The 15,653-nt window shown below is 61.9% G+C and carries 14 protein-coding genes; 8 read left to right on the forward strand and 6 right to left on the reverse strand.

The features are described from left to right. Positions 1-305: 305 nt before the first annotated feature. Entirely contained in the window at positions 306-728 is a 423-nt protein-coding gene (locus tag IVA95_RS07190) for a DUF5413 family protein (protein ID WP_247509875.1), read from the reverse strand. Positions 729-1,164: 436 nt separating this feature from the next. On the opposite strand from IVA95_RS07190, the gene IVA95_RS07195 reads away from it, so the two are divergent. Together IVA95_RS07195 and IVA95_RS07200 are read left to right on the forward strand one after the other, a co-directional pair. Further along, positions 1,165-2,406 (forward strand): glycosyltransferase, encoded by a 1,242-nt coding sequence (locus IVA95_RS07195; RefSeq protein ID WP_247509876.1) that lies wholly within the window; start codon positions 1,165-1,167, stop codon positions 2,404-2,406. A gap of 32 nt (positions 2,407-2,438) precedes the next feature. Continuing rightward, complete coding sequence (locus IVA95_RS07200) at positions 2,439-3,488, forward strand: glycosyltransferase family 4 protein (protein WP_247509877.1); 1,050 nt, start codon at positions 2,439-2,441, stop codon at positions 3,486-3,488. Between the two features lie 69 nt (positions 3,489-3,557). Here IVA95_RS07200 and IVA95_RS07205 read toward each other — a convergent pair whose 3' ends face one another. Further along, positions 3,558-4,682 (reverse strand): DUF2336 domain-containing protein, encoded by a 1,125-nt coding sequence (locus tag IVA95_RS07205; protein ID WP_247509878.1) that lies wholly within the window; start codon positions 4,680-4,682, stop codon positions 3,558-3,560. Between the two features lie 776 nt (positions 4,683-5,458). Here IVA95_RS07205 and IVA95_RS07210 point away from each other — a divergent pair. After that, positions 5,459-5,725 carry a hypothetical protein gene (locus IVA95_RS07210; protein ID WP_247509879.1) on the forward strand — a complete coding sequence of 89 codons (267 nt, stop codon included), beginning with the start codon at positions 5,459-5,461 and terminating at the stop codon, positions 5,723-5,725. Positions 5,726-5,879: 154 nt separating this feature from the next. Here the strand turns inward: IVA95_RS07210 and IVA95_RS07215 are convergent, their stop codons facing one another. Both IVA95_RS07215 and IVA95_RS07220 read right to left on the reverse strand, forming a co-directional pair. After that, entirely contained in the window at positions 5,880-7,487 is a 1,608-nt protein-coding gene (locus IVA95_RS07215; protein ID WP_247509880.1) for a hypothetical protein, read from the reverse strand. A gap of 37 nt (positions 7,488-7,524) precedes the next feature. Continuing rightward, positions 7,525-8,817, reverse strand: coding sequence for an adenylosuccinate synthase (locus IVA95_RS07220; RefSeq protein WP_247509881.1), 1,293 nt, complete (start codon positions 8,815-8,817; stop codon positions 7,525-7,527). Positions 8,818-9,107: 290 nt separating this feature from the next. Between IVA95_RS07220 and ybaK the strand changes: the two genes are divergently transcribed. Further along, the gene (gene ybaK / locus IVA95_RS07225) at positions 9,108-9,581 is read left to right on the forward strand and encodes a Cys-tRNA(Pro) deacylase (RefSeq protein ID WP_247509882.1); all 474 of its coding nucleotides are present in this window, start codon (positions 9,108-9,110) and stop codon (positions 9,579-9,581) included. Positions 9,582-9,610: 29 nt separating this feature from the next. Here the strand turns inward: ybaK and IVA95_RS07230 are convergent, their stop codons facing one another. Next, positions 9,611-10,138 carry a hypothetical protein gene (locus IVA95_RS07230; protein ID WP_247509883.1) on the reverse strand — a complete coding sequence of 176 codons (528 nt, stop codon included), beginning with the start codon at positions 10,136-10,138 and terminating at the stop codon, positions 9,611-9,613. Positions 10,139-10,153: 15 nt separating this feature from the next. On the opposite strand from IVA95_RS07230, the gene IVA95_RS07235 reads away from it, so the two are divergent. The 4 genes from IVA95_RS07235 to IVA95_RS07250 all read left to right on the forward strand — a co-directional run bounded on the left by IVA95_RS07235 (position 10,154) and on the right by IVA95_RS07250 (position 14,259). After that, on the forward strand, positions 10,154-11,080 hold the full coding sequence (locus tag IVA95_RS07235; protein WP_247509884.1) for a DMT family transporter: 927 nt from the start codon (positions 10,154-10,156) through the stop codon (positions 11,078-11,080). Between the two features lie 100 nt (positions 11,081-11,180). Then, positions 11,181-11,996 (forward strand): MlaD family protein, encoded by an 816-nt coding sequence (locus IVA95_RS07240; protein WP_247509885.1) that lies wholly within the window; start codon positions 11,181-11,183, stop codon positions 11,994-11,996. 41 nt (positions 11,997-12,037) lie between these two features. Beyond that, positions 12,038-13,255: an alpha-hydroxy acid oxidase gene (locus IVA95_RS07245; RefSeq protein ID WP_247509886.1), complete on the forward strand. Its 1,218-nt coding sequence runs from the start codon at positions 12,038-12,040 to the stop codon at positions 13,253-13,255. A gap of 815 nt (positions 13,256-14,070) precedes the next feature. Continuing rightward, entirely contained in the window at positions 14,071-14,259 is a 189-nt protein-coding gene (locus IVA95_RS07250) for a hypothetical protein (protein WP_247509887.1), read from the forward strand. Positions 14,260-14,449: 190 nt separating this feature from the next. Here IVA95_RS07250 and IVA95_RS07255 read toward each other — a convergent pair whose 3' ends face one another. After that, positions 14,450-15,652, reverse strand: a complete 1,203-nt coding sequence (locus IVA95_RS07255; protein ID WP_247510049.1) for a PHB depolymerase family esterase — start codon at positions 15,650-15,652, stop codon at positions 14,450-14,452. Position 15,653 lies beyond the last annotated feature (1 nt).

The following is a 15,653-nucleotide window of genomic DNA, read 5'->3' on the forward strand; positions in this document are numbered from 1 at the left end:
GGAGTTATGCAGATGATTTGCTCTCGAAGTTAAGCGGAATATTTTTGATTCCTGGGCTTGACGCGATTTCTGAAAATCAGAAGTGATTTGCCCGTCGTGCCAATTGGTCGCAGCCGCGCATTGAATTTTCGCTTGTGCGCGCGGCAAATCAGTTCGTGTAGCTGCAGGGTGGCCAAAGCGACTTGTCCGCCGTAGCTCAACGAGCGAAGGCGGAAAGCGTGCCCACCATCAGGAAGCGTGCTCGATGATAGATGGTGCGCACAGCGCTATCGCGCCTTTGCCCAACCTACGGATCATGGCACGCACTACGTCGAATGCACCGGCTGCGGCGTGTCGACGTATTTGTGCGCGAGCCACGACGATAGCCCAGCGGGCACCATGCCGACGATGCCGTAGAGCAAAAACTGCAGCACACCAGTATCCGGTCCGCGCGAGCCGTAGAGCAACTCCGATGCCGTGAAGCCAATCACAGCCACGATCAGCACCCGCACCAGCGGAGAGATGCGCTTGACGTTACAGAGAATGTCGTCGATTGCGCCGATCATCAGCGCAGGCACGATGCCGAACAAATAGCTGTATTGCAGCGTCTTGGCGAAAGCGCCGAGGAATTTGCCGATCTCCGTCCAATTGGTGTCGGTCCAGTAGCCCGAGGCCACGGTGGTCGCGAACAGCATCAGGAATCCGCCGACAAACGGGCCGATCGCTCCGAAGATCAGATAGCGTTTCATGGAACTGCCTCCTGGCGCTGATTACCCAATACAGCAGCTCAAGGACCAAGTAAATTTGCACGGCCCACCTTCCCATTGCGCGGGAATTGCCGGCGGCACCAACGTTGGAATCGGCTTGCGCCGACCGCGGATGAATGAACGTTCAGCAATATGAAAAGGCCGGACGCTAGGCTGAGGCAACTTCCACACGCTTTCGGACTTATTGCTGGTGGGAAAAACTGGCATTCCCTGGGTCCGGAAAGGCAAGCCATCTGGCAACGATCGGTCGGTTGGAAAGTTGTCAGGCCGGTAGCAGGTTCCGCTCGCAATGGCGCTGAAAGCCCGCGATTGCGAATTTGCCGAGTTTTGGAACGCGTGAGGCGGCATTACCGCAATGCGAGAACCAACGCGTGAGGCGGCATTGCCGCAATGCGAGAACCATAGAGGTGACTCTTCGATGTCCATGCTCACTTCCGCCGTGCAACGGTCCACCCTCGGGCTTCATACGCTCGAACAATACGAGCCGCTCATCGGCAGTGCGGCGATCGAGCGCATCGCGGCGAAGGCCGATCGGGTGCGCACGATGCGCGTCGCCCATATCAGTTCGACGTTCTACGGCGGAGGCGTCACCGAACTGCTCACGCCACTCACCCTCATGATGAATGCGACCGGCATCGAAACCGATTGGCATTTGATTCAGGGAACGCCGGGCTTCTTTGGCTGCACGAAGAAACTGCACAATACGCTGCAGGGCACCAGCTCGGAATTTTCCGACGCCGAAAAGACGATCTACGAACAGGTCGTGTTCGAAAATGCCACGCGGCTTCATCTTGACGACTGCGATGCAGTCATCGTGCATGATCCTCAGCCTCTGCCGCTCATCACGCATTTTTCCGATCGGGAGATGCCGTGGCTCTGGCAATGTCACGTGGATCTGTCGTCGCCGCACGCCTCGGTTTGGACTTATCTGCGCCAGTTCATCGAGCAATATAACGCGGCTATCTTCTCGCTACCGGAATACGGCCAGAACCTTAAGGTCAGCCAGCACTTCGTCACACCGGCGATCGATCCGTTCTCGGCGAAGAACCGGGAGATGACCGATCGCGAGAGACGAGAATTCCTGGGCAACTACAAAATTCCGACGGATCGTCCCCTAGTGACGCAGATTTCCAGGTTCGACCGATGGAAGGACCCGATGGGCGTGATTGAGGCTTTCCGCAAGGCGAGAGAGCAGGTCGACTGCACGCTCGTGCTCGTCGGCAACAATGCCTCCGACGATCCCGAGGGCGGGAAGATCCTCGAGAACATCGAGAGCGCCGCCGATGAAGACATCATTGTTCTCAGCGTCGACGATCCAACCCTGGTCAACGCACTGCAGCGCTCTGCCGCCGTGGTCCTGCAGAAGTCGATCCGCGAAGGCTTCGGCCTTACGGTCACCGAGGCAATGTGGAAGGGCGCCGCTGTCATCGGCGGCGACGCGGGAGGCATCCGGCACCAGATCAAGGACGGATGGAACGGATTTCTGGTGAACACGCCCGACCAGGCCGCCGAAAGAATGGTCGAGCTCTTGAAGCATCCGAGGCTGCGGGAGGAGCTCGGCGCGCGTGCGAAAGAAAGCGTCCGGCAGAACTTTTTGATGAGCCGACTATTAGAGGATTGGCTCGACTTGCTGTCCAAATACGAACGGCCGGTGGTTTGACGGTTTGGTTCGATCTCGATGGTAAAAAGCGGATGCGAATTGCCCAGGTAGCGCCTCTGGCGGAAAGCGTGCCTCCCAAGCTTTACGGCGGCACCGAGCGCGTGGTGGCGTGGCTGATCGATGAGCTGATGAGCCTAGGGCATGAGGTGACCCTGTTTGCCAGCGGGGATTCCGCAACCGCCGCCAAGCTCCATGCCGTTTGGCCGCGGGCACTTCGGCTTGGCCGGCCGAAGACGGATCCAATGGTGGCGCAGGCAGCCCTGCTGGAGGCAGTTGCGCGCCGCGCGACTGAATTCGATGTCATTCACGCGCATATCGATTGGCTGCATTTGCCACTGCTGAGCCGACTTGGCGTCCCGTTTCTGACCACCTGTCATGGGCGCATGGACCTGCCTGGCTTTGCGGATGTTATCCGTCACTTTCCCGACGCGCCGTTCGTTTCGATATCGGACAATCAGCGCACTCCCTTGCGTGAGGCCAACTGGATCGGCACCATCTATCATGGCCTGCCGGCCGACCTGTTTCGGCCGTCGTTCGAGGCCGGCTCCTACCTTGCCTTCCTGGGCCGGCTGACGGCGGAGAAGGGACCGGAAGCCGCCATCCGGATCGCGCGCGCCGCCAAGATGCCGCTTCGTATCGCCGCAAAGGTGCCGCGCGGCGATAGAAGCTACTTCAAGGAACAACTCGAGCCGCAAATCGATGGCGAGCAGGTCCAGCTCACCGGTGAGGTCAATGATGACGCGAAGCGGCAGTTTCTGGCGGGCGCTGCGGCGCTATTGTTTCCGATTGATTGGCCAGAACCGTTCGGGCTTGTCATGATCGAGGCCATGGCGTGCGGCACGCCCGTCATCGCGTTCAAATCAGGCTCCGTGCCCGAAGTCATCGACAACGGCATCACCGGCTTTGTCGTAGCGGACGAAGCAGAAGCGGTCGAAGCGATCGGAAGGCTCTCCGAACTCGATCGAAGCCAGGTGCGCGGGCATTTCGAAAAGAGGTTTACCGCCAGGCGTATGGCGCAAGAATATCTTCGCCACTACGCGGCACTGGCTCGCGACCGCGCCAATGAAGCCATTCCGGCATGATGGCGGTACTGGTGGATGTGGACGAGCCACATGCGGACCTCGCCATTCGCCGTGCGTAAGCAGATTGGCTTACCTTCTGTCGGCAGCCGCTACAGCCGCCACAGGCTCGTTATTCTTTGCAAGGATCCGGTCGGAGCCGAAACGAATGGTCCACTGCGCCACCGACAGCAGTAGCGATTCGTAGATCGCCACGCATTGCTCGAGTTCCCGGTCGGTGGATGGCGGACAGTTCGGACGGTTGCGGACGATCATCGTCGTCGTCGACCAGCTCAGCCGGGCGGCCTTGCACGCGACGATCAGGCCATATACCCGATCGGGCTCGAGCAAGGGTTCGATGGCCTCGATCTTGACGTCGGCCTTCAGGGCGAGCGCTGCGATGACGTGGGTGTATTCACCCCTTACCGCAAACCGGTTCACGATCGAATCGTTGAGCTGGCCCGTGCGATTGAGCGCCACGACTTCGCTTTGCACTTGGGTATAATCATTCGCCTTCCGGGCCGCGTCTCCCGGTCCGGCGCCCGCCGCAGCAGAACCTTTGGTTTTCTCCCGCGCAATAGGTCGCGACGCCGTCAAGAACCGCGCGCGGACCACGTCGGCAACTCTGCCCAGAAGCTCCCGAAGCAGGCTGCCGGGAATGTCCAATCGAAGCCCGAGCTTTTCCGCGAGGACTTCGTCACGCTCGGCCCGCCCTACCAGCGTCGCGTAGCCGCATTCGGAGAAACGCGCGCCGGCGTTGCGCGCGAGCGCGTTGGAGACGTGGACATCGCCAAATCGCATCAGCGCGTCGGTCAGTGCCTCATTGAGGATCTTTCTATCCGATATTGCCAGCAAATGCTGCTGGCTGCGGCTTTTGACAATTTCAAGAAGGTCGGCTTCCAACAGGCAGTTGGAACGTCTGAGAACCGGCGCCGCCAGCAAGTGGTTTTCGTGAAATGCAAGCTTGCGGATGGTCTGGCGCGGGGCGCGGTCGATGGTGGAAAGGGCCTGGCTGAGCTGGACCACGGTTTTCGCGTCCACCCGCTCGATCAGGTGGGCGAGAACGCCATCGACCGCAGCGATCTGCGATTCACCGAGACGATCAACATTGGACAGGAATAGGTCCGTCACCTCGCCGAAAATCCGGGCGTCGTGCTCGGGTCCCTCCTTTTCGGCGCCATTCAATTCCGCGCGCAGGCTCGACGGTGCGGCAGGCATAGCTATGCCGCCTCGCGCCGGATCGTGCCGGCTCGCCGCATCAGCTTACGCTCCACCGCACGGATGGCCGGCATCTTCGTGGATCCATCGGCAGCAGCATGAACGCGCATTTGAGTGCCATTCGACAGGCTGGTCTCGGCGGCCGTTTCACTTCAACGACAGCAATGAGGCGGGTGCGAGCAATAGCCGCCGATCATACTCAGCCTTCCCTAACGGGTGGTTGTTCCGGAACGCTGATTTTGCGCATTTTTACGGAGTTTTGGGGAGGTGAAGGCCGCCAGCCGTCTGGCGGGCATTCGCGCCGAACAGCATCCGCTTTGGGAGCCCTCACTGGATAACCGAAATCATGGCTGCCGCGTCATGAACGGCGCGGCCCCGAATGACGTTTCGGCGCGGGACGCACGCCCGTTCGCCGGCCTGTGCGATCACGGCTGAGACGGCGTTCGGAAGGCGCGCGCCTGTTCCTTCTCCGGAACCATCGAGCTGACATAAGAAACGCAGCGTCAAAACCGAGTTGTCTCACTTCTGCGCTTCGATCGACGTGGCGCGCACGCAACAGTCCAGGAAGTGTTGGCGCGAGCCATTGCAGCTTCGCAGCATTGGCGCATAATTCGCGTGGGGCCGCGCAGCACTTTTCGATTCGGACATCGGCAGAGATCGAGCAACCACACCGGGTGAGTTCCCGGTGATGGACGACGCGTGCGGCAGCGCAAACCGCGTGCAGCGCCCCCAATGAACAGCGGCCAGCACCGCACGCAACCCTTGGGGAACGGCTCATGACTATTTATCGTACAAGCAAGATCGTACTTCTCTTCGCCATCGCCTTTGCGGCGACGGCACTTTCCGCACGCCCGAGCCTCGCCTTCTCGGAGGCGCAGCAGATGTGCACCGGCGACGCCATGCGGTTCTGCGGCCATGAAGTGCCCAACGTCCAGCGAATCACCGCCTGCATGGTCAGGCACCGCGCGCAGCTCAGCCCGGGCTGCCGTGCCGTGATGGAGCGCGGCCACGCCGCACGGAGGCGAGCCGCCGCCGCCGAGTGACCGGTCGCTTCAGTAGACGGCGAATGCAAAGCGGCCTCAGCGGGAGCAACGCTGAGGCCGTTTCACGTTGGACTCTTCGGCTACGCCGAGACGATCGATTTCCTGGCGTAACGAAGATCAGCTCAAGAGCGCATCTCTCTTGAGCTCGTTACAGCTACTCCCCCCACAGCGCGAATGCGTCGTTGAACGCGCGTTCGCCCGGGGAGCCCTTTTCGATCGCGATGATGGCGCGGCGCTGGTTGACGTAGACCAGCGGCACGTCGAACCAGGAGCGCTCCTTGAGGAGCTGCAAATTGCGGGCGCGGTCGGAATCGACGTTGGAGAGGCCGACCAGGAAGAAGCCGTCGGTGACCTTCACGGCGAGGCCTGCCAGCGGCGTGCCGCGCGCCTGTTCGTTGGACTTCATCAAAATGCCAGGCACGTTGCCGACGCCGCCGCCGGAAAAATCCTGCGGCAGGATGAAGGTCAATTCCGCGGTGTGGCTTGCCGGCAGCGAGGTATCGGTGTTGCGGCGGAATGACATCGTCATCTTGAACTTGCGGTCGGGAATCTCGATGTCGGCGCGCACGGCCACGTCGGGCTTCTGGTTGCCGCTCGCCTTGATCGGTTCGGTGCGCCAGATCACCGAGCCGACATATTGCTTGCCCTTGGGATCGGACGGATCCTCGTCGTACAGCACGACGCGCTGCGCAACCGGCGCCACGTTCTCGCTCGACGACGGCTGGCCGACGCGGTCGGGAATCTTCGGGCGCGACTGCGGCGCGGCCGCATCCTTCGGCGCTTCCACGACGGATGAGGATTTGAACAGGCCGCTCACGGCTGTGACGACCTGCTTGCCCCACAGGATGCCGGCGCCGACCAGAATAAGCACGATGCCGACCGCAATCGCACCCTTGAACGGAAACGCGGCGCCCACGCGGGCGGGCTTTTTCGGGAGATCGCGATCCTGCGAGAGCCGCGGACGATCGCGCAGCGGCGGCTGCGACGCGTAACGGTCGGCCTCCGCCTGCGATTCGTCATACGAATAGGGCACCTCGGGATCGGCGCCGCGGTCTTCCATGCTCGGCTCGAGCCGGTCGAATTCCGGCGAGGGCGACGGCACGTTGGCATAGGTCTTCCGCGCGTTGCGGTTGGCTTGCGCCGCGGCACGGCCAAGATCGTCGGCGTCGGCTGCGATGTCACGGAAGCCGCGCATGCCGGGCGGCGGCGGCTGGCCGTTATCGGGGCCACGGCGGGCGCCATTACCGCGTTCGCGGGGCGGCGGAGGCGCGCCATCGGGTGTCGGAATCTGAGGCGGCTGCGACGGACGCGGCGCGCTAGGCGGCGGCGCATCGGCACGCAGATTGCGCGGCGGGCGTGGCTCATCCTGGCCAAGCGGCGGACGGGCCTCGCGCGACGGGGTTTGAGAAGGCGGACGCGGGCGCGGCGCACCTGGCGGCGGTGCCGCAGAAGCGGATGCCGCTTCCGCCGGGCGGGCATTGGCGCGGCGGAAGGCATCGCCGCCGCGCGCAGCCCCGCCACCGCCGGGCCGCGAAGCCTCGCGGGCGCGCTGGGCGGCTTCCGATTCGACCTTGCGCACGGCCTCTTCCAGCGACAGCCGCTCGCGAGTGATTTCGGATTCGGAAAGCGGCGGCTGAACACTGCGCAACTGCGCGATCAGCGCGGTACGCGCCCGCTCATAGAGCGCACGGCGGCTCTCGCCTGGAGCATTGGGGTCCAGGCCGGCGATAGCGCGTGCGATCAGCGGGTAATAATCAGCCATTTCTCTTCAATACTGCAGCCCCTGCGGTAACATCCCGTTAAGCCTCAAACGGGTTCTGCACCAGGATAGTATCCTCGCGTTCGGGGCTGGTGGAAAGCAACGCGATCGGACAACCCACGAGTTCCTCGACCCGGCGAACATATTTGATGGCCTGGGCCGGCAGATCCGCCCAGGACCGGGCATTGGCGGTCGGCTCTTTCCAGCCCTCGATGGTTTCGTAGACCGGCACCACCCGGGCCTGGGCGCCCTCGCCCGCCGGCAGATGATCGATTTCCTTGCCGTCCAGCATATAGCCGGTGCAGACCTCGATGGTGTCGAAGCCGTCGAGAATATCGAGCTTTGTAAGCGCCAGACCCGTGATGCCGCAAGTGCGGACTGTCTGCCGCACCAAGGCAGCGTCGAACCAGCCGCAGCGGCGCGGGCGGCCGGTGTTGGTGCCGAACTCGCGGCCCCGCTCGCCGATCTTGCGGCCGATCTCGTTGTCCTGCTCGGTTGGGAACGGGCCCTGGCCAACCCGCGTCGTATAGGCCTTGCAGATGCCGAGCACATAGCCGACCGCGCTCGGGCCCATGCCGGTACCGGTCGCGGCCTGTGCGGCCACCGTGTTGGACGAGGTGACATAGGGATAGGTGCCGTGATCGACATCAAGCAGCGCACCCTGCGCGCCCTCGAACAGGATGCGCTTGCCCTCACGGCGCTTGATATCCAGCAGCCGCCACACCGTCTCCGCATACGGCAACAGTTTTGGCGCCAGCGCGGTAAGCTCTTTCAGAATGCCCTTGCCGTCGATCTCCTCGAGATTGAGCCCGCGGCGCAGCGCATTGTGATGCGCCAACAGCCGATCGATCTTGTGCGACAGCGTGTCGAGGTCGGCGAGGTCCATCAGGCGAATGGCGCGGCGGCCGACCTTGTCTTCATAGGCCGGACCGATGCCGCGGCGCGTGGTGCCGATCGCGGTAGCCGTATTGGCGGATTCGCGCAACGCGTCGAGCTCGCGGTGCAGCGGCAGGATCAATGTGACGTTTTCGGCAATGCGCAGGTTGTCCGGGCTGATGGCGACGCCCTGCCCCTTCAGTCTTGCAACTTCATCGAGGAAGGCTTGCGGATCAAACACCACCCCGTTGCCGATCACGGCGAGCTTCGAGGGCCGCAGCACGCCGGACGGCAGCAGGGCGAGCTTGTAGGTCTCACCGTTGATGACGAGCGTATGGCCGGCATTATGGCCGCCCTGGAAGCGCACGACGATATCCGCCTGCTCCGACAACCAGTCGACGATCTTGCCCTTCCCCTCGTCGCCCCATTGGGCGCCGACGACGACAACATTGGCCATTTTTAAGGTGTTCCCCGCAAATCTCTTGGTTCCAGCATGACGTTTCCAGAAAACCGGTAGCCACTTTTCCGGGTCATGCGATAGCTTGCCCAGCCAAAATCACGGCCGGGGCCGTTCGCGTGCAAGGCAGCCCCACCGGATAAAGGAAGCGGGTGCTCTAGGCAAGCAAGAAGGCAGCTTTAAGGGGGCCTTAGAACGGCTCCAACCCCTTGATATCCCCGTAAAATCCTGGCCATCCCGCCCTTGCGCGGGCGATAAGCGCATTAACATCCGGCAATGATGAAAAGGCCATGTCCAAAACCACCCGTGCGACGCTAGCACTGGAAAAACTCGGCGTGAAATTCGCTTCGCACGCCTACGACTACGACCCGGATGCAGCGAGCATCGGGCTGCAGGCGGCGGAAGCGCTCGGCGTGCTGCCTGCGCGCGTGCTGAAGACGCTGATGGCCGAGGTCGATGGCAAACCGGTCTGTGCCGTGGTGCCGTCGGACTGCGAGGTCAGCATGAAAAAGCTCGCGGCCGCCTTCAGCGCCAAGTCGGCGAAGATGATGCGGCCGGCGGATGCCGAACGGCTGACCGGCTACCATGTCGGCGGCATCTCGCCGTTCGGACAGAAGAAGCGCGTGCCGGTCGCGATCGAAGAAGCCGCGCTCGGCCATACCAGCGTGTTCCTCAATGGCGGCCAGCGCGGCCTGCAGATCGAACTCGATCCCAACGACGCCGTGAAGGCTGCGGGCGCGATCACACGGGCGCTCGTGGCGTGAGCGGCCTCGCTGCGGCGGAGTGCTATATCCTATTTGGTGAGTTTGGGCTGCGTCTGCGCCCATAGCATCGCCTCGATGATGGCCCCGCGCAGTTTCGGGCGCTGCTCTTCATCGCATTCGATGAACGCCAGAATGGAATTGGCGCGAACGGCAAACTGGTGACGTGTTTCGGCTTCGGCTTCTTCGGCCGACATCGGCTTGTTCAAGGAATGACCTATCATCTGCAAAAATTCGATGTCACCGACAGGCGAAACGCTTGAGAGCAGACTCGCCTGCAAACCATGGTCCCAACGATCGAACGAACGCCCAATACTGAAAGTAGTCCGGAATAACTCACTGCATGTGCCCGCAAAACAAACCAGGGTTGGGTCACATGAACCAATCGTCCTTTGATTGCATACCTGCCTGCCCGCTGGCAACCCCAAACAGCCGGCAAGGCGGGCTGCATGGTCGCGATGCATCTTGCACCATTGATGAGCGGCGCAAATCGGTGTCTGTGACAAGGGCCGGGCCACATTCCGGCCCGGCGTCGATCGCCGGGCGGGCCGCGGCGCCATGAACCGGTCCTTCGAATGTCGGCTACCGAACAGACTTCACCCGCACGATCCGGGAACTGGCTCGCCAACCAGCCTTATCTGCTGCTCAGCATCACCGCGCTGTGCTGGGCCGGCAACGCCATCGTCGGGCGCCTGGCTGCCGGCCATATTCCGCCGGTGACGCTGTCGTTCCTGCGTTGGTCGTTCGCGTTCGTGATCATCCTGCCCTTCGCCTGGAAGCATCTCGTCAACGACTGGGCTGCGATCCGCGGCCGGCTCGGCATCATGGTCGTGCTCTCCGTCACCGGCATCAGCGCCTTCAACACGCTGCAATACTGGGCGCTTGAGCACACCCAGGCGCTGAATACGCTGTTGTTGCAGTCGGCCGGACCGCTGGTGGTCGCGGTGTGGTCGCTAGTGCTGCTCGGGGTGCGCTTGACGCTGGCGCAGGCCGCCGGTGTTCTGCTGTCGATGGCCGGCGTGATCATCATCCTGATGCATGGCGACCTCACCAAGCTATCCGGCATCGACTTCAACATCGGCGACCTGATCTTCCTTGTGGCGCTCGCGATCTTCGGCATCTATTCGGTGCTGTCGCTGAAGCGGCCCGCGATCCACGGCCTGTCGTTCGTCGCCTTCACCTTCGGCGCCGGCGCGGCCTGCCTGATCCCGCTGTTCATCTGGGAACTGTTCGCGCGGCCGCTGCTGCAGATCGATGCGGCGAACCTGCTGACGCTCGCCTACGTCGCGCTGTTTCCCTCAACGATCGCCTATCTCTGCTTCAATCGCGGCGTGCAGCTGATCGGCGCCAACCGCGCAGCACCATTCTTCCACGTGGTGCCGGTGTTCGGCACCGTCATGTCGATCGCCTTCCTCGGCGAGCACCCGCAGGCGTTTCACTTCTTGGGCTTTGCGCTGGTGCTGACCGGGGTGTTTGTCGCGTCACGCAAGCAAGCGGGCTGACGTTTCCCTCTGCCCGCAGGCGGGCGAGGTTGAGGGACTCGCGGTGACTTGCTCGACCAAATCCGCTATCTCTTGAACCGGCTTTACTTAGGTATTTTCGATGAAGGTTCGCGCCAGCAATCTGATGATCGGCACGCTCGTCCTGGCCCTGATCGGGGGATCGCTGGGCGGGTTTCTTGGCTATCAGAGGTTCGTCAGCGCCAAACAGAAGGTGCCGTTCCGCGTGGTCTTCGAGGGCTCGGCCTCCGGCCTCCGCAACGGCGGCAGCGTGAATTTCGCCGGCATCCGGGTCGGCGAAGTGGTGTCGCTGAAACTCGACCATCCGCGCCGCGTGGTCGCGCTCGCCATGATCGACGGCACCACGCCGGTGAAGAGCGACACCCAGGTCGGCCTTGAATTTCAGGGGCTCACGGGAATCGCCGCGATCTCGTTCACCGGCGGCTCCGATGAGGCGCCGCCGCCGCCAAAGGGCGCGGACGGCATTCCAGAGCTCACCGCCGATCCGGAAGGCACACTCAACACCCAGCAAAAAATCCGCGTGGCGCTGCGCAACGTCGATCGCGTGATCGCCGACAATGAGGTGGCGATCAAGAATACTTTGCGGAATTTCGAGACGTTCACCGCCTCGCTCTCAAACAATGGAGCGAAAATCACGTCCATCATCGCAACCGCCGAATCCGGCATCGGCGCGGTCGACGGCGCAATGGATAAGACAAAGGATTTCCTCGGCAGCCTCGCCAGCGACAAATACGGCGGCGAGCTGCTGCCGACCGTGATTTCGCTGCGCGAGCTGATCGAAAGTTTCGACAAGAAGTCCGGGCGGGTGATCGCCGAGACGCGAAAAATGCTCGGCGACGTCAGCGATTCCGTCAACAAGGCCGGCCAGAAATTTGGCGGACCGCCTCCTCGGCGCTAACCTGCCGTTCGCATAACAACCAAAAAGGTGGAACGCCCGACGTGCTCGACAAATCCGCAAGCTTGACTGCACCGCCTCCGACCGTGACCCGCACCGAGAGCGCGGTGCCGCGGGCCATGCAAAAATATCTCTCGCTCGATGATTTCGAGCCGGTGGCGCGGCGGCGGATTCCGAAATTTCTCTACGGCTATATTTCCGGTGGCGCCGAGACTGACGCCGCGATGCGCGATAACTGCAAGGCCTTCGACGAATACGGTTTCGTGCCGCGCGTGCTCAATGACGTCTCCGGCCGCGACCAGACCACGACGCTATTCGGCAAGACCTACGCCGCGCCGTTCGGCATTCCGCCGATGGGCTCCTCGGCGCTGTGCGCCTATCGCGGCGACATCGTGCTGACGCAGGCTGCAAAGGCCGAGAACGTGCCGATGATTCTGAGTGCCTCGTCGCTGATCACGCTGGAGGATGTCCGCGCCGCCAATCAGGCTGCATGGTATCAGGCCTATCTCGCTGGCTTGCCGGAGCGGATCGAGCCGCTGGTCGATCGCGTAGCAGCGGCCGGTTACGACACCTTCGTCGTCACCGCCGACGTGCCGGTGCCGCCCAACCGCGAGAACAACATCCGCAACGGATTTCAGGTGCCGCTTGCGATCACGCCGCGCGTGTTCTGGGACACGGTCACCCATCCGCACTGGCTGTTCGGCACCTGGGCGCGCACCGTGATCAACCACGGCATGCCGCATTTCGAGAACATGGATGCCACAAGAGGCCCGCCGGTGTTGGCGAAAAACCTGATGCGCAATATCGGCGCCCGCGACCAGCTCGCCTGGAAGCATGTCGAACTGATCCGCAGGCGGTGGAAGGGCAAGCTCGTCGTCAAGGGGCTGGTCTCGCCCGCGGATGCGAAGATCGCGCGCGAGAGCGGTGTCGACGGCGTGATGCTGTCCAACCACGGCGGCCGCCAGCTCGACTACACGATGTCCGGCCTGCGCACGCTGCCGGAGATCGCAGCCGAAGCGAAGGGCATGACTGTGATGGTCGACGGCGGCATCCGGCGCGGCACCGACGTGATCAAGGCCTTGGCGCTCGGCGCGCATTTCGTCTGGGTCGGCCGTCCCTTCCTCTATGCCGCGATCGCCGGCGGGCAAGCCGGCGTGCAGCGCGCGATCACGCTTCTGAAAGCCGAGATCGACCGCGACCTCGCGCTATTAGGCATCCGCTCGATCAGCGAGATCACGCCGGAACTGGTGCGGAAATTCTAGCCCCCGATTCTGATTAAAGGGCGTGAATAACCCATAAATTCAGACCTGGTCAGTGGACGTCCGCTTAGGCGCGCATTCCGGACTCAAGTCAGACATCACCGCCGGTCCGGAAAGTGCCCAGAAGCAGACCTAGCGCTCTCGCACATTCACTATGGGTCGAGCGCAGGGTGCGGCAAATGCCGGCCCAGTCGACATCGAGCCGGAGCACAAACGGGCCCGGCTACTCTGGCTCAAGCCATGGACACCGAAGCGGCGCGAGCGCTACCGGAAGCGAGGCCAAGCAAGAAGAAGATTATGCCGCTTTCCGTGATCACACGCGCGGCGCGGAACGGTCGAATCTGGCGCAGAGCGCATTAGCCGATCCGCAGCAATAATATAACTGCCGATTATCTTCTTTGGAACGGCCAATCGCGAGACGCGTTTCGCGGGATAGGTCGGTGCTGTTCCCACAGACAGCTCCGTACCCATGTAGATGAAGGGGGAAAGAACTGCAGATGACACCCTCGCCCCAAACCGACGCGGAGAGGTTCCGTAAGGAAGCTGAGGAATGCCGTGAGCTGGCGGAGAAGGCCATGAGCCCTCTGGATAAGGAGGCTTGGGTGCGCCTTGCCGAGGATTGGCTGAAGCTTGCGCAAGAGGCGGAACGGGGCACCAGGTTTGGACGGACGAGATGATCCGGCTTACGTCACGGACAAGCCGGCTTTACACATTAACATTTGATTTGGTGGACGACGGTCTCTTCTCGATAGGATCGAGATCGAGGCGACGATTTCTTACGACTGGCTAGCAAGGACCTGTCGTCAGGAGAAATCGCGATGACCGTCAAAGAGCTCATAGTTCGACTGCAGGCGCTTCCCAACCAGGATGCGCTTGTAATTTTTGCAAGCGGCAATGCAAACGAGTGGCTGGTAGTCACTGGCATCATTGAGCGCGGTATTTCACGGTCACCTGCAAACCCGGATTTTGTTGTACCAGGCAACGATCCTGGCGTGGAGATCATCTAGCCGCTTCTCCTTCCAATGAAACACGGAAGAGGCAGCCCTGAGTACTCGGCCACCGAGGTCCAGCTAACAAAGCCAACCACACCGCTAAGTCCTGTAACACTGTCTGCTCTGGGTATATCCGCTTTGCCTCAATGAGCTGACACGTCGGCTCGTACCCGTCATTTCCGAAAGTGCCGCGAACGGGCTGACCCTAACCTGATCGCTGTGGGAGCGAATGCTCGAGGAAAAAACGCAGCATTTCCCTTGCTGCGTCCGGTCCTTTCGGATCAGTGTAGGAGCCGGCAGGGTTGCCTCCGGACCATGCGTGACCAGCTCCGTGGATATCCCAGTGCTCCAATATTCCGCGCCCATTCGCGTCGCTAAGGATCATGCGGGTATAGGCATGCCCTCCAGGTACCTGGCCGCGACCAACTTTCTTTTGTAGGTTCATCGCTCTCACAGACTGCGCAAGAATTTGATCGCTGTTGTTGGGATGCACGGTAGTGTCGCAATCGCCGTGAAAAACAATAGTTGGAACAGGTGGTCCGTCACATAAATTAACGCTGTGACTGGCTCCGCCGCCTTGTCGCATGGCGACCAACGCAGATGGAAGGTCAATAGCGGCCCCGCAGGCAAGGCCAGAATGTACGCCGATCGCTGCGTACAGATCCTTATAGGTATTTCCCATGATCGCAGCAGCGGCAGCTCCGGCCGATAGTCCACCAACATAGACACGATTTGGATCGATCGAAAAGTCGCGCATAACTTGGCGAGTGATGCCCGCGATAAGCGAGGGTTCACCTCTGCCCCGCTGCTGGTCGGCTGGGCGAAACCAGTTCCAACATTTCGCCTGGTTTGCCTCGCTGCGCTGGGCCGGATAGACCACAAAGCAAGATTTTTCTTCAGCGATGAAGTTCATCCTCGTACCAGCGGCGAAATCGTCCGGGGATTGAGTGCAGCCGTGTAGCATCACGATCAAAGGAAGCGACTGGTTCTGATAGCGGCTGGGGATGAAAAGCTTGTAGGCACGGCTTCCCGCCGGATTGCTGTAGGTTCCTTCGATGAACCTTGTGCCGTCAGGCATGATATCTGACGGAGAAAGCGGCTTGCGCTCAATCACAGCTCGCAAGTTGAACCCAGGGCGCTGCCTTGTGCGATCGAGAAACTCGCGGAGCATGCGAGGTTCAGCGGATGGAGGCCGCGCCAGGTCCGGGCTATCGTTCTCCTCAATAGCATTGGTCTTCGCGTCAATGATCGACGGCTCGTGTCCAATAAGTGCGGGGCGACCGATGCGCGATTCCGGGTCTGGCGCGCTTTCGCCGCGCAGCATGCGTTGAAGCAGCGTGGTGGCCTCCACGAGTCGGCCAGCGCGCGTGAGGCGTGTGGCTTCGCCAACTATGTCCTGTCTGAGCATC

Origin of the sequence: Bradyrhizobium sp. 157 (assembly GCF_023073815.1) — a bacterium.
Lineage (GTDB): Bacteria > Pseudomonadota > Alphaproteobacteria > Rhizobiales > Xanthobacteraceae > Bradyrhizobium.

Coding starts and splice junctions, on each gene's coding strand:
- IVA95_RS07190 (WP_247509875.1), bottom strand. CDS start 728: ATGAAACGCTATCTGATCTTCGGAGCGATCGGCCCGTTTGTCGGCGGA.
- IVA95_RS07195 (WP_247509876.1), top strand. CDS start 1,165: ATGTCCATGCTCACTTCCGCCGTGCAACGGTCCACCCTCGGGCTTCAT.
- IVA95_RS07200 (WP_247509877.1), top strand. CDS start 2,439: ATGCGAATTGCCCAGGTAGCGCCTCTGGCGGAAAGCGTGCCTCCCAAG.
- IVA95_RS07205 (WP_247509878.1), bottom strand. CDS start 4,682: ATGCCTGCCGCACCGTCGAGCCTGCGCGCGGAATTGAATGGCGCCGAA.
- IVA95_RS07210 (WP_247509879.1), top strand. CDS start 5,459: ATGACTATTTATCGTACAAGCAAGATCGTACTTCTCTTCGCCATCGCC.
- IVA95_RS07215 (WP_247509880.1), bottom strand. CDS start 7,487: ATGGCTGATTATTACCCGCTGATCGCACGCGCTATCGCCGGCCTGGAC.
- IVA95_RS07220 (WP_247509881.1), bottom strand. CDS start 8,817: ATGGCCAATGTTGTCGTCGTCGGCGCCCAATGGGGCGACGAGGGGAAG.
- ybaK (WP_247509882.1), top strand. CDS start 9,108: ATGTCCAAAACCACCCGTGCGACGCTAGCACTGGAAAAACTCGGCGTG.
- IVA95_RS07230 (WP_247509883.1), bottom strand. CDS start 10,138: ATGGCGCCGCGGCCCGCCCGGCGATCGACGCCGGGCCGGAATGTGGCC.
- IVA95_RS07235 (WP_247509884.1), top strand. CDS start 10,154: ATGTCGGCTACCGAACAGACTTCACCCGCACGATCCGGGAACTGGCTC.
- IVA95_RS07240 (WP_247509885.1), top strand. CDS start 11,181: ATGAAGGTTCGCGCCAGCAATCTGATGATCGGCACGCTCGTCCTGGCC.
- IVA95_RS07250 (WP_247509887.1), top strand. CDS start 14,071: ATGACCGTCAAAGAGCTCATAGTTCGACTGCAGGCGCTTCCCAACCAG.
- IVA95_RS07255 (WP_247510049.1), bottom strand. CDS start 15,652: ATGCTCAGACAGGACATAGTTGGCGAAGCCACACGCCTCACGCGCGCT.